Annotated in this window: 14 protein-coding genes; 9 read left to right on the top strand and 5 right to left on the bottom strand. The window is 71.4% G+C overall.

Going from position 1 to position 18,429, the window contains the following annotated elements; genetic code table 11:
- Positions 1-12 precede the first annotated feature (12 nt).
- From ACYF6T_RS18215 to ACYF6T_RS18205, 3 genes are read right to left on the bottom strand one after another with little or no spacing between them, the layout of a single operon-like run.
- On the bottom strand, positions 13-1,626 hold the full coding sequence (locus tag ACYF6T_RS18215) for a sodium/solute symporter (protein ID WP_461697664.1): 1,614 nt from the start codon (positions 1,624-1,626) through the stop codon (positions 13-15).
- A complete protein-coding gene (locus tag ACYF6T_RS18210) occupies positions 1,623-2,138 on the bottom strand; it encodes a DUF485 domain-containing protein (protein ID WP_461697662.1) in 516 nt (171 codons plus the stop codon). The genes ACYF6T_RS18215 and ACYF6T_RS18210 overlap by 4 nt, the downstream gene beginning before the upstream one ends.
- Positions 2,135-3,643, bottom strand: a complete 1,509-nt coding sequence (locus ACYF6T_RS18205; protein ID WP_461697661.1) for an MFS transporter — start codon at positions 3,641-3,643, stop codon at positions 2,135-2,137. Before ACYF6T_RS18205 ends, ACYF6T_RS18210 begins: the two co-directional genes overlap by 4 nt.
- 411 nt (positions 3,644-4,054) lie before the next feature.
- Between ACYF6T_RS18205 and ACYF6T_RS18200 the strand changes: the two genes are divergently transcribed.
- The 3 genes from ACYF6T_RS18200 to mfd all read left to right on the top strand — a co-directional run bounded on the left by ACYF6T_RS18200 (position 4,055) and on the right by mfd (position 11,197).
- On the top strand, positions 4,055-4,843 hold the full coding sequence (locus tag ACYF6T_RS18200; protein WP_461697659.1) for an ABC transporter ATP-binding protein: 789 nt from the start codon (positions 4,055-4,057) through the stop codon (positions 4,841-4,843).
- Complete coding sequence (locus ACYF6T_RS18195) at positions 4,840-7,419, top strand: ABC transporter permease (protein WP_461697657.1); 2,580 nt, start codon at positions 4,840-4,842, stop codon at positions 7,417-7,419. Before ACYF6T_RS18200 ends, ACYF6T_RS18195 begins: the two co-directional genes overlap by 4 nt.
- Positions 7,420-7,666: 247 nt before the next feature.
- Positions 7,667-11,197, top strand: a complete 3,531-nt coding sequence (mfd, locus tag ACYF6T_RS18190; protein WP_461697655.1) for a transcription-repair coupling factor — start codon at positions 7,667-7,669, stop codon at positions 11,195-11,197.
- Positions 11,198-11,230: 33 nt separating this feature from the next.
- On the opposite strand, the gene ACYF6T_RS18185 is transcribed toward mfd, so the two are convergent.
- Complete coding sequence (locus tag ACYF6T_RS18185; RefSeq protein WP_461697653.1) at positions 11,231-11,833, bottom strand: TetR/AcrR family transcriptional regulator; 603 nt, start codon at positions 11,831-11,833, stop codon at positions 11,231-11,233.
- A 108-nt stretch (positions 11,834-11,941) separates the two neighbouring features.
- On the opposite strand from ACYF6T_RS18185, the gene ACYF6T_RS18180 reads away from it, so the two are divergent.
- A complete protein-coding gene (locus tag ACYF6T_RS18180; protein ID WP_461697652.1) occupies positions 11,942-12,847 on the top strand; it encodes an SCO6745 family protein in 906 nt (301 codons plus the stop codon).
- Between the two features lie 135 nt (positions 12,848-12,982).
- Here the strand turns inward: ACYF6T_RS18180 and ACYF6T_RS18175 are convergent, their stop codons facing one another.
- The gene (locus ACYF6T_RS18175; protein WP_461697650.1) at positions 12,983-13,168 is read right to left on the bottom strand and encodes an antitoxin; all 186 of its coding nucleotides are present in this window, start codon (positions 13,166-13,168) and stop codon (positions 12,983-12,985) included.
- A gap of 189 nt (positions 13,169-13,357) precedes the next feature.
- Here ACYF6T_RS18175 and ACYF6T_RS18170 point away from each other — a divergent pair, with 189 nt between their 5' ends.
- The 5 genes from ACYF6T_RS18170 to ACYF6T_RS18150 all read left to right on the top strand — a co-directional run bounded on the left by ACYF6T_RS18170 (position 13,358) and on the right by ACYF6T_RS18150 (position 18,276).
- Positions 13,358-14,074: an HNH endonuclease family protein gene (locus tag ACYF6T_RS18170; protein ID WP_461697649.1), complete on the top strand. Its 717-nt coding sequence runs from the start codon at positions 13,358-13,360 to the stop codon at positions 14,072-14,074.
- A 67-nt stretch (positions 14,075-14,141) separates the two neighbouring features.
- Positions 14,142-14,885, top strand: coding sequence for an N-acetyltransferase (locus tag ACYF6T_RS18165; RefSeq protein WP_461697647.1), 744 nt, complete (start codon positions 14,142-14,144; stop codon positions 14,883-14,885).
- A 240-nt stretch (positions 14,886-15,125) separates the two neighbouring features.
- Positions 15,126-15,734, top strand: a complete 609-nt coding sequence (locus tag ACYF6T_RS18160) for a hypothetical protein (RefSeq protein WP_461697646.1) — start codon at positions 15,126-15,128, stop codon at positions 15,732-15,734.
- Positions 15,735-15,772: 38 nt separating this feature from the next.
- Entirely contained in the window at positions 15,773-17,269 is a 1,497-nt protein-coding gene (locus ACYF6T_RS18155; RefSeq protein WP_461697813.1) for a protein kinase domain-containing protein, read from the top strand.
- 179 nt (positions 17,270-17,448) lie between these two features.
- The gene (locus ACYF6T_RS18150; protein ID WP_461697644.1) at positions 17,449-18,276 is read left to right on the top strand and encodes a glycoside hydrolase domain-containing protein; all 828 of its coding nucleotides are present in this window, start codon (positions 17,449-17,451) and stop codon (positions 18,274-18,276) included.
- Positions 18,277-18,429 lie beyond the last annotated feature (153 nt).

Genomic DNA, 18,429 nt, shown 5'->3' with positions numbered 1-18,429 from the left:
ACCGCCGTACGGTCAGTCCCCCCGTCGTACCGCCCCCGCCAGGATCCAGCCCTCCACCGCCTCGTACTGCCGCCGCTGCTCCTGGGCGCCGCGGCGGCCGGAGACCACCGTGCCCAGCCAGCCGAAGGCGAAGCCGAGGGGGATGGAGACCAGGCCGGTGGTGGTGAACGGGAACCAGTTGAAGTCGGCGTGGGGGAAGGCGGAGACGGGTGAGCCGGAGACGAGGTTCGTGCCCGGCATCAGGACCAGCACCGCGAGGGTGCCGCCGATCAGGGTGCACAGCAGGCCGGTCTTCGTGTACCGGCGCCAGAACAGGCTGTAGACCAGGGCCGGGGCGATGGCGGAGGCGCCCAGGCAGAAGGAGAGGGTCACCAGGGGCTGCAGGCTGTGGTGCTGGACGAGGGTGGCCAGCAGGATCGTCGGGACGCCCACCGCCAGTGCCGACAGCCGGGCCAGCGCCATCTCCCGGCGGCCCGTCATCTCCCGTACGCGCGCGGCGAAGACGTCGTGGGCGAGGGAGTTGGCGCAGGCGAGGATCATGCCGGCCACGGAGGCGAGCAGGGTGAGGAAGAGGGCCGTGGTGACCGTCGTGAACAGAAACGTCTCCGCGGCCGAGACGTCGGCGCCGAAGACGGCCCGCGAGCCCAGCAGGTACGCCGTGTTGCCCTGCGGGTCCGCCTGCGCGATCAGCTCCCGCCCGAGCAGGGCCGTGGCGCCGAACCCGACGACGGTGACGATGAGCACGAACACCACCACCGACGACACCGCCCACGACATCGACCGCCGCACCTGCCGGGCGCTGCCGGCGGTGTACATGCGCATGGTGACGTGCGGCAGGCAGGCGGCGCCCAGGACGACCGTCAGCTGCGAAGTGATCATGTCAAGCCGGGGGTTGGGGCTGCCGGCGAACTCCACGCCCGAGTGCAGGAAGGCCGATCCGACCCCGCTCTGCGCGGCGGCGGCGTGGAAGAGGTTCCCCGGGTCCCAGTCGAACCGTTTCAGCATCAGGACGGCGATCACGGCGCCCGAGCCGAGCAGCATCACCATCTTCAGGATCTGGATGAGCGCCGTGCCCTTCATCCCGCCGATGGCCGCGTAGCTGATCATCAGCGCGCCCAGCCCGATGATGCAGCCCGTCTTCAGCGCGTCGCCGGAGAAGCCGAGGATGAACGCCAGCAGCTGTCCCGTGCCGGCGAGTTGCACCAGCATCAGCGGCAGCAGCGCCGCGATGGTCACCAGGCACGCGACCATCCGTACGCCCCGGCCCGGCATCCGGCGCGCCAGCGCGTCGCCCATGGTGAACCGGCCCGCGTTGCGCAGGGGTTCGGCCAGCAGGAACATCAGCAGCATCAACGACAGCGCCGAACTCAGGGCCAGGACGATCCCGTCGTACCCGCACAGCGCGATCACGCCGCCCGTGCCCAGCACGCTCGCCGCGGAGATGTAGTCGCCGGCGATCGCGAGGCCGTTGCGGATCGGGGACAGGGAGCCGTAGCCGGTGTAGAACTCGTCGAGGTCGTCGCGGTCGGGGCCGGTCATCACGCACAGCAGCAGCGTGATGGTGGCGACGGCGGTGAAGGCGACGAGGGACATCGCCTGGGCGTTTCCGCTGAAGTCGGTGGTCATCGCGCCGCCCTCCGCCGCGCGTCCAGCTCCGACTCCCGGCGGATGCGGTCGGCGATCGGGTCGACGTAACGGCGCGCGGTGCGCTCGTACAGCACGATCGCCAGCCAGGTCACGGGGATCTGGGCCAGCGCGAGCAGCAGTCCCGTCGGCAGTCCGTCCGTCACGGTGCTCGTCATGAACGACGGCGCGAAGGCGGACAGCAGAAGGAAGAGGGTGAAGTAGCCGAGGGCGGTGAGGGTGGCGGTACGCCGTTGCCAGCGGTAGGCGCTGCGCAGGATGCGCAGGTCGCTGTGGTGGCCGAGGGCGTGGTGGTGCTCGTAGGACATCCCGGTGCTCCTTGCGCGGCTCGGGTCCGGGGGGTGGGCGGAGGCACGCACGTTACTCGCCGGTTCCGGTGTGTGGGGGCTTTTCGGCAAACTGGCCGGTCGGTATGCGCTTACTGGGCTGACCTGCGGTGTTAACTCGGGTGTTACCTGCGTTAACTCATACTTTTGACGTCGTGCGACCGTCATTCCTTCAGTACGGGAAACCGTCGCGGCGCCAGGAACAGCAGGACCGCGAACGCCACCACGGCGGCGCACCCCGCCCCCGTGTACACGGCGTGCACCGCGTCGGCGATCGCCCGCCGCGTCGCTTCCGGGACCGTGCCCGAATCCAGGCCCCGCGTCACGGAGTCGAGGTCGCTCGCCCCGCCGAGCCGGGCGGCGAGGACGCTGTTGGCGACCGCGCCGAAGACCGCCGCGCCGACGGTCTGGCCGGTCTGGCGGCAGAAGAGCACGGACGCGGTCGTGGTGCCGCGCTCCGACCAGCCGACGGTCGACTGGACGCCGACGATGAGGGGGAGCTGGAAGAGACCGAGCGCGGCGCCGAGCAGCAGCATGAGCAGCGTCGGCTGCCAGGCCCGCCCGGGGTAGGGCAGGAGAGGGAAGGCGAAGAGGAGCAGCGCCGCCGTCCCGATGCCCAGCATCGCCGTGTGGCGGAAGCCGATCCGCCGGTACACGTGCTGGCTGAGGGCCGCGGAGATCGGCCAGGTCAGGGTCCACACGGAGAGCACGAAGCCGGCGGCCACGGGCGCGAGGCCCAGCACCGCCTGCGCGTACGTCGGGAGGAACACGCTCGGTGCCACCATCAGCAGCCCCAGCGCGCCGAGGGCGAGGTTCACCGCGGCGATCGTGCGGCGGCGCCACACCCACCCCGGGATGATCGGTTCGGCCGCCCGCCGCTCCGTCCACACGACGACCGCGACCAGGGCGAGCCCCGCGCCGAACAGCCCCAGTGACGGACCCGACAGCCACGGCCAGGCCACCCCGCCCTGTACCAGCGCCGTCAGCAGCACGCCTCCGCAGGCGAACACCGCCAGCGCGCCCGCCCAGTCGACGCGCGGGCGCCCGGCCGGTTTGCGGGCGGGTTCGTGGAGGTGACGGACGATCAGCCACAACGCCACCGCGCCGATGGGCAGGTTGACGAGGAAGATCCAGCGCCAGTCCGCGTACGCGGCGAGGATGCCGCCCACGCCCGGGCCCGCGACCGCGGACACGGCCCACACCGTGGAGAGCTTGGACTGGATCTTGGGGCGGTCCCGGAGCGGGTAGAGGTCGGCGGCGAGCGTCTGCACCGTGCCCTGGAGGGCGCCGCCGCCGAGGCCCTGGAGGATGCGGAAGGCGATCAGCGCGGCCATGTTCCAGGCCGCCGCGCACAGCAGCGAGCCGAACAGGAAGACGGCGGCGCCGGCGACCAGGACCGGCTTGCGGCCGAAGGTGTCCGAGAGCTTGCCGTACACGGGCAGGGTGACGGTGACCGCGAGCAGGTAGCCGGAGAACAGCCAGGAGAAGACCGAGAAGCCGCCGAGGTCGCCGACGATCTGCGGGACGGCCGTGGAGACGACGGTGGAGTCGAGGGCCGCGAGCGCCATCGCGAGCATCAGCGCGGCGACGACGGCCCCCCGCCGCCGGGTGGCGTCCTCGGGCCGGTCCTGCGCCGCGGTCTGCCGTGTCCCGGTCTCCCCCGCCTCGTCCACGAGATCCCTTCCCCTTGCATCTATCCGCCGCCCACAGCTTCCCACTTGACCCTGACGTCGCGGGAGGGTGGAGGGTGAGTGGGCCGGGGGGTGGACGCGCCCCCTACACCCGGCTCCACCCGGCGGTGGAGATCCCTTAGGGGGACCTCCGTACCAGGGCTCGGGGTGGGTTCGTCCCGCCGGAGGACGAGAGGGGGCCGGGGGCGTCCTTAACCTGGCTTTACGCCGCCCGGGGGGTGCTGGAGGGGCGGTGGACCGAACCGGCGGGGGTGGGGTTTTCCCCCGTAGAAGACGGTGCCGAGCACCATCGTGCGGCACCCCTCCGCGGAACCAGACTCATCCACGTACCAGTTGGCGTGACTCAGTACCAGTTGACGCGATGCACCTGTTGACCGACATAGGAGACAAACCATGACTTCGGCCGTGACCATTCCCAGGCACGGGGGCACTGGAGGGCGTACGGCCGTTGCCGCGCGAGCGCGACAGGTCGTCAAGGCGTACGGGGCCGGGGAGACCCGCGTCGTCGCCCTCGACCACGTCGACGTGGACATTGCCCGCGGCCAGTTCACCGCGATCATGGGCCCCTCGGGGTCCGGCAAGTCCACCCTGATGCACTGCCTGGCCGGGCTCGACACCGTCACCTCCGGGCAGATCTACCTGGACGAGACCGAGATCACCGGCCTGAAGGACAAGAAGCTCACCCAGCTGCGCCGGGACCGGATCGGCTTCATCTTCCAGGCATTCAACTTGCTGCCGACGCTGAACGCGATCGAGAACATCACGCTGCCGATGGACATCGCCGGCCGCAAGCCCGACAAGCAGTGGCTCGCGCGCGTGGTGGACACGGTTGGACTTTCGGACCGACTCAAGCACCGGCCGACCCAGCTCTCCGGCGGCCAGCAGCAGCGCGTCGCCGTGGCCCGCGCGCTGGCGGCCCGCCCGGAGATCATCTTCGGGGACGAGCCGACCGGAAACCTCGACTCCCGCGCGGGTGCCGAGGTGCTGGGCTTCCTGCGCAGGTCCGTCGACGAGCTCGGCCAGACCATCGTCATGGTCACCCACGACCCGGTGGCCGCCTCGTACGCGGACCGCGTGCTCTACCTCGCCGACGGCCGGATCGTCGACGAGATGTACAAGCCGACCGCCGAGGCCGTCCTGGACCGCATGAAGGACTTCGACGCGCGGGGGCGTACGTCATGACCGTCCTGAAGACCTCGATGCGCAACTTCTTCGCGCACAAGGGGCGCATGGCCCTCTCGGCCGTCGCCGTGCTGCTGTCGGTGGCCTTCGTCTGCGGGACGCTGGTGTTCACCGACACCATGAACACCACCTTCGACAAGCTGTTCCAGGCCACCTCCTCGGACGTCACGGTGAGCGCCAAGGGCGCCTCCGACAGCGGCGAGACGACCTCCGACAACGGCAGGCCGCCGGTCATGCCCGCCTCGGTGGTCGCCAAGGTGCGCGCCGCGCAGGGCGTGCAGACGGCGGAGGGGACCGTCTTCTCCACCTCGGTGACCGTCGTGGACGCCGACAAGGACAACCTGTCCCCCTCCAGCGGCGCGCCGACCATCGTCGGCAGCTGGAACGGCAACGACGCCCGCACCATGAAGATCACCTCCGGTACGGCGCCCAAGGGCCCCGACCAGGTGATGGTGGACGCCGACACCGCCGACAAGCACCACCTCAAGCTGGGCGACGAGCTCGGCGTGATCAGCGCGGTCGGCACGCACACGGCGCACATCTCCGGCATCGCCGACTTCCAGGTGACCAACCCCGGGGCGGCGATCTTCTACCTGGACACCCGGACGGCCCAGCAGACGCTCGTCGGGAAGACCGGTGTCTACACGAACGTTAACGTCACCGCCGCCTCCGGCGTGACGGACGCCCGGCTGAAGCAGAGCGTGGTCGCCGCGCTCGGCACCGGCTACAAGGTGCAGACCGCCAAGGAGACCGCCGACGCCAACCAGAAGGACGTCGAGGGCTTCATGAACGTCATGAAGTACGCGATGCTCGGCTTCGCCGGGATCGCCTTCCTCGTCGGCATCTTCCTGATCATCAACACCTTCTCCATGCTGGTCGCGCAGCGGACGCGGGAGATCGGCCTGATGCGGGCCATCGGGTCCAGCCGCAAGCAGGTCAACCGGTCGGTGCTGGCCGAGGCGCTGCTGCTGGGCGTCTTCGGGTCCGTCCTGGGCGTCGGCGCGGGCGTCGGGCTCGCGGTCGGGCTGATGAAGCTCATGGGCAAGATGGGCATGCACCTGTCCACGGACGACCTGACGGTGGCCTGGACGACCCCGGTGGTCGGCCTGCTGCTGGGCGTGGTCGTGACCGTCCTCGCCGCCTATCTGCCGGCCCGCCGGGCGGGCAAGGTCTCCCCGATGGCGGCGCTGCGCGACGCGGGCGCTCCGGCCGACGCGCGGGCGGGTCGGGTACGGGCCCTGCTGGGCACCGTCCTGACCGGCGCGGGCGCCTACGCCCTCTACCTGGCCGCCGAGGCGGACAAGGCCAAGGCCGGCTCGCTCTGGCTGGGCCTGGGCGTGGTGCTCACCCTCATCGGCTTCGTGGTGATCGGCCCGCTCCTCGCGGGCGGCGTGGTGCGCGTCCTGGGCGCGGTGGTCCTGCGGGTCTTCGGTCCCGTCGGCCGCATGGCCGAGCGCAACGCCCTGCGCAACCCGCGCCGTACCGGCGCCACGGGGGCGGCGCTGATGATCGGGCTCGCCCTGGTGGCGTGCCTGTCGGTGGTCGGCTCGTCGATGGTCGCCTCGGCGACGGACCAGCTCGACAAGACGGTCGGCACGGACTTCATCATCCAGTCCGACAGCGGTCAGCTGATCACACCGCAGGCGGTGAAGGCGGTGAAGTCGACGCCGGGACTGGAGCGGGTCACCGAGTACAAGATCACGGAGGGTGACTACACGACGCCCGACGGCAAGACGCTCAAGGACACCGACATCACGGCGGCCGACCCGACGTACGCGACCGACCTGCGCACCAAGACGGTCGCCGGGAACCTCAAGGACGCGTACCTGCCGGACTCCATGTCGGTGCACGAGAACTTCGCCAAGGCCCACGGCATCCACCTCGGGTCGAAGATCAAGGTGGCGTTCAAGAACGGCGCCACGGCGAACCTCACGGTCCGCGCCATCACCAGCAGTGACCAGCTCATCGACGCGGGTTCGAAGTACACGTCCATCGCCACGCTGGCCAAGTACGTGCCGGCCGACAAGATGCCGCTCGACCAGCTCGTCTTCGCGACGGCCGGGGACGGGCAGCAGGACACGGCGTACAAGGCGCTGAAGTCCAGGATGCACGACTACCCGCAGTACAAGGTGCGCGACCAGACCGACTACAAGCAGGCGCTGAAGGACCAGATCGGCCAGCTCCTGAACATGATCTACGGCCTGCTGGCGCTGGCGATCATCGTGGCGATCCTGGGCGTGGTCAACACGCTGGCCCTCTCCGTGGTCGAGCGGACCCGCGAGATCGGCCTGATGCGCGCGATCGGCCTCTCCCGCCGCCAGCTGCGCCGCATGATCCGCATGGAGTCGGTCGTCATCGCGCTCTTCGGCGCCCTCCTCGGCCTCGGCCTGGGCATGGGCTGGGGCGCGACCGCCCAGAAGCTCCTCGCCCTCCAGGGCCTGAAGGTCCTGGAAATCCCCTGGCCGACCCTGACCACGGTCTTCCTCGGCTCGGCCCTGGTGGGCCTGATCGCGGCCCTGATCCCGGCGTTCAGGGCAGGCCGGATGAACGTCCTGAACGCGATCGCGACGGAGTAGCCAGGGCAGGGGGAAGCACGGGGGAGACCGGCGCCGAGAAGCCACGGGGGACTTCTCGGCGCCGGTTCGCGTCCTCGGCGCGTCCGGCGTTCGAGGACGAGGCCCTCCGGGCGGGACGGGCTCCGGGCTCCGCCGTTGTCCACAGCCCCCGACACCGGCGCGAACACCGACGTACGCTGGAGACCCCCCGGCCGCCCCAAGCGTCGGGCCCTTCGTGTTGCCCACCCCGGACGGAAGCGCCCCCTTCATGAGTCTGCACGGTCTGCTCGACGCCGTCGTCAAGGACACCGCCCTCGCCGAAGCGATCAAGGCCGCCGCGGACGGCAACCGCACGCACGTCGACCTCGTCGGCCCCCCGGCCGCCCGCGCCTTCGCGGTCGCCGCCCTGGCCCGGGACACCGGCCGCCCCGTCCTCGCGGTGACCGCGACGGGCCGCGAGGCCGAGGACCTGGCCGCGGCCCTGAGGTCCCTCCTCCCGCCCGACGGCGTCGTGGAGTACCCCTCCTGGGAGACGCTCCCGCACGAGCGTCTCAGCCCGCGCAGCGACACCGTCGGCCGCCGCCTCGCCGTCCTGCGCCGCCTGGCCCACCCCAGCCCCGACGACCCCGAGACCGGCCCGGTCTCCGTCGTCGTCGCGCCCGTACGCTCCGTCCTCCAGCCCCAGGTCAAGGGCCTCGGCGACCTGGAACCGGTCGCCCTGAGGACCGGCCAGAACGCCGATCTGAACCAGGTCGTCGACGCCCTCGCCGCCGCCGCGTACGCGCGCGTGGAGCTCGTCGAGAAGCGCGGGGAGTTCGCCGTACGAGGCGGCATCCTGGACGTGTTCCCGCCGACCGAGGAACACCCCCTGCGCATCGAGTTCTGGGGCGACGACGTCGAGGAGATCCGCTACTTCAAGGTCGCCGACCAGCGCTCCCTGGAGGTCGCCGAGCACGGCCTGTGGGCGCCCCCGTGCCGTGAACTCCTGCTGACCGAAGACGTGCGCGCACGCGCGCGTGCCCTCGCCGAACAGCACCCGGAGCTCGGCGAACTGCTCGGCAAGATCGCCGAGGGGATCGCCGTGGAGGGCATGGAGTCCCTCGCCCCGGTGCTCGTCGACGACATGGAGCTCCTGCTCGACGTCCTGCCCAAGGGCGCGATGGCCGTCGTGTGCGACCCGGAACGGGTACGCACGCGTGCCGCCGACCTCGTGGCGACCTCCCAGGAGTTCCTCCAGGCGTCCTGGGCCGCGACCGCCGGCGGCGGCGAGGCCCCCATCGACGTCGGCGCCGCCTCCCTGTGGTCCATCGCCGACGTCCGCGACCACGCGCGCGAGCTGGACATGATGTGGTGGTCGGTGTCGCCGTTCGCCGCCGACGACGAACTCGACGCGGATACCCTGAAGCTGGCGATGCACGCCCCGGAGTCCTACCGCGGCGACACCGCGAAGGCCCTCGCCGACACCAAGGGCTGGCTCGCCGACGGCTGGCGCACGGTGTTCGTCACCGAGGGCCACGGCCCGGCCGCCCGTACCGTCGAGGTCCTCGGCGGCGAGGGCGTCGCCGCCCGCCTGGACACCGACCTCGGCGAGATCTCCCCGTCCGTGGTGCACGTGGCGTGCGGCTCGATCGAGTACGGCTTCGTCGACCCGAAGCTGAAGCTCGCCGTGCTCACGGAGACCGACCTCTCCGGCCAGAAGACGGCCGGCCGGGACGGCGCGCGGATGCCGGCCCGCCGCAGGAAGACCATCGACCCGCTCACCCTGGAGACGGGCGACTACATCGTCCACGAACAGCACGGCGTCGGCCGCTACATCGAGATGGTGCAGCGGACCGTCCAGGGCGCCACGCGCGAGTACCTCGTCGTCGAGTACGCCCCCGCCAAGCGAGGCCAGCCCGGCGACCGCCTGTACATCCCCACCGACCAGCTGGAGCAGATCACCAAGTACGTCGGCGGCGAGGCGCCCACGCTGCACCGCCTGGGCGGCGCCGACTGGACGAAGACCAAGGCCCGTGCGAAGAAGGCCGTCAAGGAGATCGCGGCGGACCTGATCAAGCTGTACAGCGCGCGCATGGCCGCGCCCGGCCACGCCTTCGGCCCGGACACCCCCTGGCAGCGCGAACTGGAGGACGCCTTCCCGTACGCGGAGACCCCCGACCAGCTGACCACCATCGCCGAGGTCAAGGAGGACATGGAGAAGTCGGTCCCGATGGACCGCCTGATCTGCGGCGACGTCGGCTACGGCAAGACGGAGATCGCGGTCCGCGCGGCCTTCAAGGCGGTGCAGGACGGCAAGCAGGTCGCCGTCCTGGTCCCCACCACGCTGCTGGTGCAGCAGCACTTCGGGACGTTCTCCGAGCGCTACGCCCAGTTCCCGGTCAACGTGCGCGCGCTGTCCCGCTTCCAGACGGACGCGGAGGCGAAGGCGGTCCTGGAGGGCCTGCGCGACGGCTCCGTGGACATCGTCATCGGCACGCACCGCCTGTTCTCCTCGGAGACCAAGTTCAAGGACCTGGGCCTGGTCATCGTCGACGAGGAGCAGCGCTTCGGCGTCGAGCACAAGGAGCAGCTGAAGAAGCTGCGCGCGAACGTCGACGTCCTGACGATGTCCGCGACCCCGATCCCGCGCACCCTGGAGATGGCGGTCACCGGCATCCGCGAGATGTCGACGATCACCACGCCCCCGGAGGAACGCCACCCCGTCCTGACCTTCGTCGGCCCCTACGAGGAGAAGCAGATCGGCGCCGCGATCCGCCGTGAACTGCTGCGCGAGGGCCAGGTCTTCTACATCCACAACCGCGTCGAGTCCATCGACCGGGCCGCGGCGAGACTCAGGGAGATCGTCCCCGAGGCGCGGATCGCCACCGCCCACGGACAGATGTCGGAGTCGGCCCTGGAACAGGTCGTGGTCGACTTCTGGGAGAAGAAGTTCGACGTGCTGGTCTCGACGACGATCGTCGAGTCCGGCATCGACATCTCCAACGCCAACACGCTGATCGTCGAGCGCGGCGACAACTTCGGCCTCTCGCAGCTGCACCAGCTGCGCGGCCGGGTCGGCCGGGGCCGCGAGCGGGGGTACGCGTACTTCCTGTACCCGCCGGAGAAGCCGCTGACGGAGACCGCGCACGAGCGGCTCGCCACCATCGCCCAGCACACCGAGATGGGCGCGGGCATGTACGTCGCCATGAAGGACCTGGAGATCCGCGGCGCGGGCAACCTGCTCGGCGGCGAGCAGTCCGGGCACATCGCGGGCGTCGGCTTCGACCTGTACGTCCGCATGGTCGGCGAGGCGGTCGCGGACTACCGCGCGTCCCTGGAGGGCGGGGTGGAGGAGGAGCCGCCGCTGGAGGTCAAGATCGAGCTCCCGGTCGACGCGCACGTCCCGCACGACTACGCCCCCGGCGAGCGGCTGCGCCTGCAGGCCTACCGGTCCATCGCCTCCGCCAACTCCGAGGAGGACATCAAGGCCGTACGGGAGGAACTCGTCGACCGCTACGGCAAGTTGCCCGAACCGGTGGAGAACCTGCTGCTGGTGGCCGGACTGCGCATGCTCGCCCGCTCCTGCGGCGTCGGCGAGATCGTGCTCCAGGGCAACAACATCCGCTTCGCACCGGTGGAGTTGCGGGAGTCGCAGGAGCTGCGGGTCAAGCGCCTCTACCCCGGAACGGTCATCAAGCCGGCCGTCCACCAGGTCCTCGTCCCCCGCCCGAAGACGGCGAAGGTGGGCGGGAAGCCGCTGGTCGGGCGGGAGTTGCTGGGGTGGGTCGGGGAGTTCCTGGCGTCGATCCTGGGGTCGTAGCCGGGAGCTGTCCGAGCGCCGTCGCCTGCGCGTCTACGCCGGCCGGAACAGCGTGGCCGTCAGCGCGCGGAACACCTCCTCTGGGTCCCTGTCGCCCACCGAGCCCTCCAGGTTGCTGCCCAGCAGCAGCGTGGCGAAGCCGTGGGCCAGGGACCAGGCGGCGACGCCCGCGAGGCGGGAGTCGATGCCGAAGTCCTCGGCCCGCACGGCGGACACCGCGTGGCGCAGGGCGTCGGCGGCGAGGGCGCGGGCCGTGGTGAGTTCGAGGTCGTCGGCGCGCAGGAGCCCCGGGGTGAACATCACCTGGAAGTGGGCCGGGTGCGCGCGGGCGAAGCGGACGTAACGCACGCCGGCGTCCTTGAGGTCCGCGGCCTCGGCGAGGGTGGCCGCGAGCAGCCCGAAGCCCTCGGCGGCGATCGCGGTGAGCAGCCCGGTGCGGTCCTTGAAGTGGTGGGCCGGAGCGGCGTGCGAGACCCCCGCCCGGCGGGCGAGATCCCGCAGGCTCAGCGCGCCCGGCCCCTCGGCGGCGATCACCTCCAGCGCGGCGCTGAGAACGGCGCGGCGCAGGTCGCCGTGGTGGTAGGGCCGGTTCGACGGCTTCGTCGTCTTCGCGTCGTCTGTCTCCGCAGGTGCCATGGTCAGCAGCGTACGCCGAATCTAGCCATTGACAAGTTCGGCGGAGTGGGGCAATCTAGCCAGTGTCAAGTTCGAAGTCGGGTACGTGGACGCGATGGGGGACATGCCATGCCGCAGGACGGTGACGAGGCCGGGGCCACGGCCGAGGCCGAGGTCGAGGGGAGCCGGGTACGGCAGCTCTGGCATCTGCTGGAGCCGCTGCACGCGGTGCTGTACTACGCGCCGGAGGTCTTCGAGGAGGCGGCGGCCCTCGGCTACGACACCAAGGAGCGCTGGCCGAGCTACTTCCCCTACCGCGCCGCGCCCCTCGGCCCGGTGGGCGCCGGACAAGTGGCCGCGGCCTTCTACAGCTTCAGTCCCCGCATGGTCGCCGAGCACGTCGGCCCGGCCTGGACGAAGGCGACCCCCGAGGCGGTGCTCGCGGCGAGACTGCGCGGGATCGACCGGGCGTACCGCGCGATATTCGGCGACCGCGTCGACAGCCCGGAGCTGGCGGAGGCCGCCGCCCTCGCCCGGCGGGCCGCCGAGGCGGCGAACACGGCGGGCCGACCCCTCGCCGCGGCCAACGCCGCCCTCGCCTGGCCCGAACCCCCTCACCTACAGCTGTGGCAGGCGGCGACGATCCTGCGCGAACACCGCGGTGACGGCCACATAGCGGCCCTGCTCGTGGCCGGCCTCGACCCCGTCGAGTCACTGGTCTCCTTCGCCGCGATAGGCGCCGCCTCCGTGGAGCGCTTCGAGAGCCGGGGCTGGAGCGCCTCGGAATGGGCGTCCGCACGCGAACGACTGACGGCTCGCGGGCTGGTCGACGACACCGGCGTGGCCACGGAGGCGGGACGTGACCTGCGCCGCCGCGTCGAGGAGCACACCGACCGGCTCGCCGCGGCGCCGTGGCGGTCCCTCGGTGCGGCCGGCACCGGCCGCCTGGCCGACCTGCTCGGCGAGTTCTGGGTGGCGGTGCTGTCCTCGGGACTGCTTCCGTCGGAGACCACGCTGGGGATCGGAAAGGTCTGAGCGGGGGGCCGGGCAGCACCAAGCCGCCCGCGGAGGGGGTGCTGCGCGGGCGGCGTTGGCTGATGGCTCGTGAGTCTCCGGCCCTACGGCCGTTCGACAGCCTGTGGCCTCACGGCCGTTCGACAGCCCGTGGCCTCACGGCTGGTCGGGCCGGTCGCGGTCCATGCCGAGCTGGCCCTCGATCCGCTGCTGGGCCTCGTCGACCTGGCTCTCGTACTTGTTGCCGGTTCTCTCGTTGGCCTTCCGTTCCGCCATGTCGGACATGTTCTTGGCCTTGTCCTGCATCTGGCGGTTGCTCTTGAACCTGTCGAAGATGCCCATCCAGAGCTCCTTCCGGAGGTGACTCACGAACGACGATACGACCGTTTTGCCCGTGATGCCCACCCGAGTGTCCGGCCGGTCGACCCCCTGACTGACCCCGTGCGCCCGCTCGCTACGGTGTGCGCGACGCCGTTCACGGGAAGGCGCACCCTGCGGGGTCGGACCGGGTTACCAGGGGAGGGACGCATCGTGGTGCGTCTGAGGGGCGGGGCCACGGCCGCCGTCGTGCTGTTGTTCGCCGTGGCCGGATGCAAGGCGGAGACGACCACGGGGTCCGGTGGCCCGCAGGAGACCGGGGGCGGCGGGGCCGCCCTCACCGCCGCCGAGGCGCTGACCGTCAAGGGGCGGGCGCCGAAGACCGGTTACGACCGGGACCGGTTCGGCACGGCGTGGGCGGACACCGACTCCAACGACTGCGACACCCGTGACGACATCCTCAAACGCGATCTGGAGGACGTGAAGTTCACCGACGGCACCTGCAAGGTGTCGTACGGCGTACTGCAGTCCGACCCCTACTCCGGCAAGGAGGTGACCTACCGGCGTGGCCGCAGCCTCGTCGACATCGACCACGTCGTGCCGCTCTCCGACGCCTGGCAGAAGGGCGCCAAGTACTGGGACGCGAGCAAGCGGATAGCCCTCGCCAACGACCCGCTCAACCTCATCGCGGTCGACGCCAGCACCAACCGATCCAAGGGAGACGGCGACGCGGCGACCTGGCTGCCGCCCAACAAGGGGTACCGGTGCAGTTACGTGGCCACTCAGGTCGCGGTGAAGAAGAAGTACGAACTGTGGGTGACCGCCGCGGAGAAGGCCGCGATGGAGAAGGTGCTCAAGGGGTGCCCGGGCCAGAAGCTGCCCTCCGGGGGCAACCCGACGGAGGCTCCGGCACGCTTCCACGCGGACTGACGTCTCGGCGGTCGGCGGCTCGAAAAACGTGGTGTGCGGGCGTGCGGGCCGCGCCTACGGTGGGCCCATGGAGCTGAAGGTGTCGAGTCTCGCCGCCCGCCCCGAGATGCTGGGGCCGGTGCTCGACATGCCCGACAGCTGGGCGGTGTTCACGACCGAGGACCCCGTGGGCAACTCCCACTACGGGCGCATCCCCACCGAACTGCCCGAGTACGTGCTCTTCGCCGAGACCGAGCGCGGCGAGGTCCTCGCCCACGCCTACAGCGTGCCCTTCCGGCTGCACGCGCCCGGGCGGGGCGAACTGCCCGACCGGGGCTGGGACCAGGTCCTGGTGTGGGCCTTCGCCGACCTGCGCCGCGGTGTGCGTCCCGACACGGTCAGCGCGATCTCGATCGTCGTCGCCCCGCACGCCCAGGGCCTCGGCCTGTCCGCCCGGATGCTGGAGGCGATGCGCGACAACGCCCGCGCCCACGGTTTCACCGAGGTCGTCGCGCCGGTCCGGCCCAGCGCCAAGCACCTCGAACCGCACACGCCGATCGGGGAGTACGCGCGCCGGGTGCGCGAGGACGGGCTGCCGCACGACCCGTGGCTGCGCGTGCACGCCCGCGCGGGGGCGACCATCGAGCGCGTCGCACCGGCGTCGATGACCGTCGCCGCCTCCCTGGAGGAGTGGCGGGCCTGGACCGGGCTGCCCTTCGACACCCGCGGCGACGTCGAGGTGCCCGGCGCGCTCGTGCCGGTGCGGTGCGAGCCGGAGCGGGGGTACGCGGTGTACGTCGAGCCCAACGTGTGGATGCGGCACGCCCTTTGACGCGCAGGCGTGTGGCCGCCCGCTGCGGCGCGCGGGGCTCGGCACGACAAGGGCAGTGATCGGTACGGCAACGGTTCGACGCAACCGGGGACCGGTTGCCGGTGTCGGCCTATACGCTCGAACCCCCACAACGACCCGTCACTCGCACACCCGTACCCTCACGTCCGTAACGTCAGCCTCGTATCACCTTCGTATCGTCTCCACTCGTCCCCATCGGCATCACCCGGTCCAGGAGCAGTCATGTACGGCCACGGCGCGCCGGCGCCCACCCGCAGCGCGAGCACCGTCATCGGCCTGCGCGTGCTGATCGCCGCCGTCGGTTTCCTCTCGTGCGGCGTCCTCGCGTGCGTGCCGCTGTTCCGGGTCGCCTTCCTGCGCGGCCGGCGGCTCGACTGGGCGGCGGCCTGGGCGAGCCTGCCGGTGTCCATCGTGTGCTTCGCGGTGGTCGGCTCGGTGCGGGAGAGCGACGTCCGGGGGGACATCGCCATGTCCGTGGTCCTGGTCCTGGGCGCGCTCGCCGCCACGTACTTCGTGATCACCGACATCCGTGTGGCCAACGAACGGCGGCGGCCTCCGGGTTACGCCCCGCCCCAGGCCCCGACCGTCCCGTCCGTGGGCTACGGCTACCCGCAGCCCGGTCCCGTCCAGCCCCTGCCCCCCATGCAGCCCGCGCCGCAGCCGCCGCTGCCCCAGACGCCGATACCCGGCCCGCCCGTGTCCCACGGCCCCGTCCCGCCGCCCCCGCCGCAGCGCCCCGCCCCCGCCCGCATCGACCAGGTGCGTGCCGAACTGGACGAGCTCAGCGACTACCTGCGCCGGCACGAGGGCAACCACGAGGGCGGAAGGTGACCGCGGCGGCGGGACGTCTCATCGCCGGCCGCTACGAACTGTCCGCGCTCATCGGGCAGGGCGGCATGGGACAGGTCTGGACGGCGTACGACCAACGGCTCGACCGGCGCGTGGCGGTGAAGCTGCTGCGCCCCGACAAGGTGGCGGGCGCCGAGGCGGACGAGCTGCGCCGCCGCTTCCTGCGCGAATGCCGGGTGACCGCGCAGGTCGACCACCCCGGCCTGGTCACGGTGCACGACGCGGGCAGCGAGGGCGAGGAGCTGTTCCTCGTCATGCAGTACGTCGACGGCGCCGACCTCTCCGACCACCTCGCCAAGCGCACGCCGTACCCCTGGACGTGGGCCGTCGCGGTCGCCGCGCAACTGTGCGCCGTGCTCAGCGCCGTGCACGCCGTGCCGATCGTCCACCGCGACCTCAAGCCGCGCAACGTGATGGTGAAGCAGGACGGCATGGTCACCGTCCTCGACCTCGGCGTGGCGTCGGTCATGGACACGGACACCACCCGCCTCACCCACACCGGTTCGCCCATCGGCTCGCCCGCCTACATGGCCCCCGAGCAGGCGATGGGCGGCGCGGTCGGCCCGTACACCGACCTGTACGCACTCGGCGTACTCCTGCACGAACTGCTCAGCGGCGACGTGCCGTTCGCCGGCTCCACGGCCCTCGGCGTGCTGCACCGGCACCTGTACGAGCCCCCGGTGCCCGTGCGCCGGCTGCGCCCCGAGGTGCCCGAGGCGCTCGAAGTGCTCGTCCTGCGGCTGCTCGCCAAGGACCCGCAGCACCGCCCCGCCTCCGCGCAGGAGGTGTACGAGCACCTCGCGCCCCTTCTGCCGGCGCGCGGGACGCCCACCGGGGCGCCTCTCGATCCCACGCGCCCCTTCCTGCGCCCGCACGCCCCCTGGCCGGATCGCGCGCTCACTCCCGCGCCCCAGCCCGCCCCCGTCGCGCCGGCCCCCGAGAAGGCCGAGAAACCGGACGTCGCCCGCGCCGTAGACGAGGTCAAGCGCCTCCTGGGGGAGGGCCGCATCACCCAGACCGTCGACATCCTCGGCGCGATCCTCCCGGTCGCCGCCGAAGAGCACGGCGCGCACTCCCCGGTCGTGCGCACCCTGCGCAAGCAGTACGCCGCCACGCTGATGGACGACGGCCAGTACCGGCGCGCGCTGCCCGAACTGCGCCGTCTCGCCGACGAACGCGCCGCCGAGGCCGGCCAGGCCGACCCCCAGGCGCTGCGCTTCCGCTACGACATCGCCCAGTGCCTGGAGGCGCTCGGCGAACCGGCGGCGGCGCTCGCCGAGTACCGCGCGCTGCTGCCGCACTACGAGAACCAGTACGTCTCCGCGGGCGACCCCGAACTCTCCCACGACGTCCGCCGCCGCATCGGCCTCCTCCTGCTCGCCCTCGGCGACCGCCCCGGCGCGCACGACACGCTCGCGCGCCTGCTCATGGACGTCGAGCGGCTGCGCGGCCCCGCGCACCCCCTGGCAGCCGAGATCCGCCGCACGCTGCAGTGGCTCGGGCAGGTACGCGGCTGACGCGAGCGTAGGGGGGCGCACGATTTTGCAGTGTCCTGAGGGAATCTTGTAAACCTACGGGGCTTAGGTTTTCCGAACGCATGAACGGCGCCGGATAGGTTGCGGTGCGTTTTCGCCAAGCGACACGGCGACACGGCGACACGGCACACAGCAACGCATCAACCAGGGGTGGGGTATTCATGGCCGGCCATCGGCAGTCCAAGAAGCGCAGATACACGACGTGGGCCGTCGCGGGCGCCGCCGTCGTCGCCGGAGCCGGCATCGCCGCGCAGACCTCCATGGCCGCCACCACCTGGCCCGCGCAGAAGACGTACACCGGCCGCGCCTTCGACACCTGCGCCGCGCCCTCCCTGGCCGCGATGAAGGCCTGGCACACCGGCTTCTACGGCGCCGCCGCCGTCTACGTGGGCGGCAGGAACCGCGGCTGCTCCCAGCCCAACCTCACCGCCTCCTGGGTGAAGTCGGTCAGCGGCGTCGGCTGGAAGCTGATCCCGATCTACGTCGGCGCCCAGCCGCCCTGCCAGTCCGGCTCCAACCCCGAGAAGCTCACCGCCACCACGGCCGCCTCCCTCGGCAAGACGGACGCGGACGACGCCGTGGCCAAGGCCTCGGCCCTCGGCATGAAGGCCGGCAGCCCGATCTACCTGGACATGGAGTCGTACGACATCACGAACACGTCGTGCAACAACGCCGTGCTCACCTATGTGCGCGCCTTCGACAAGGAGCTGCGCGCCAAGGTGTACCGCGCGGGCTACTACGGCTTCACCAGCTCCAGCGCCAAGGCGATCGCCAACGCCACCGACAAGACGGACCTGCCGGGCAACCTCTGGTACGCCCTGTGGGACAAGCAGAACACCACGACGACGGACTGGCCGTTCGGGTCGACCCAGTACACGAACCACAGCCGTGGCCACCAGTACCTGGTCAACAGCAAGGAGACCCGCAACGGCTACACGATCACCGTGGACCGCGACGCGTGGGACGCCCCGGTGGCGATCACGGGCTGATCCCGGGCTGGTTCCGCGGCCCCGAGGGGCGCGGCGGTGCCCGAAGCGCCGGTGAATCGTTGGTCGAATGGGTTGGCCCCAGCCGTCCCACTGCCTACCATCGATCACCGCAAGACTTTGTGCACCGTCGCACAATCTCCTCGGGAGGCTTCC

This window comes from Streptomyces sp. 7R007 (assembly GCF_054850255.1).
This window is presented reverse-complemented; position numbering and strand designations above follow the sequence as displayed.

What these genes read in the sequence shown, in the direction of transcription:
- ACYF6T_RS18175 (WP_461697650.1), bottom strand. Translation starts at nt 13,168, where the DNA reads ATGGGCATCTTCGACAGGTTCAAGAGCAACCGCCAGATGCAGGACAAG.
- ACYF6T_RS18210 (WP_461697662.1), bottom strand. Translation starts at nt 2,138, where the DNA reads ATGACGGTCGCACGACGTCAAAAGTATGAGTTAACGCAGGTAACACCC.
- ACYF6T_RS18200 (WP_461697659.1), top strand. Translation starts at nt 4,055, where the DNA reads ATGACTTCGGCCGTGACCATTCCCAGGCACGGGGGCACTGGAGGGCGT.
- ACYF6T_RS18185 (WP_461697653.1), bottom strand. Translation starts at nt 11,833, where the DNA reads ATGGCACCTGCGGAGACAGACGACGCGAAGACGACGAAGCCGTCGAAC.
- ACYF6T_RS18165 (WP_461697647.1), top strand. Translation starts at nt 14,142, where the DNA reads ATGGAGCTGAAGGTGTCGAGTCTCGCCGCCCGCCCCGAGATGCTGGGG.
- ACYF6T_RS18150 (WP_461697644.1), top strand. Translation starts at nt 17,449, where the DNA reads ATGGCCGGCCATCGGCAGTCCAAGAAGCGCAGATACACGACGTGGGCC.
- ACYF6T_RS18215 (WP_461697664.1), bottom strand. Translation starts at nt 1,626, where the DNA reads ATGACCACCGACTTCAGCGGAAACGCCCAGGCGATGTCCCTCGTCGCC.
- ACYF6T_RS18180 (WP_461697652.1), top strand. Translation starts at nt 11,942, where the DNA reads ATGCCGCAGGACGGTGACGAGGCCGGGGCCACGGCCGAGGCCGAGGTC.
- ACYF6T_RS18195 (WP_461697657.1), top strand. Translation starts at nt 4,840, where the DNA reads ATGACCGTCCTGAAGACCTCGATGCGCAACTTCTTCGCGCACAAGGGG.
- mfd (WP_461697655.1), top strand. Translation starts at nt 7,667, where the DNA reads ATGAGTCTGCACGGTCTGCTCGACGCCGTCGTCAAGGACACCGCCCTC.
- ACYF6T_RS18160 (WP_461697646.1), top strand. Translation starts at nt 15,126, where the DNA reads ATGTACGGCCACGGCGCGCCGGCGCCCACCCGCAGCGCGAGCACCGTC.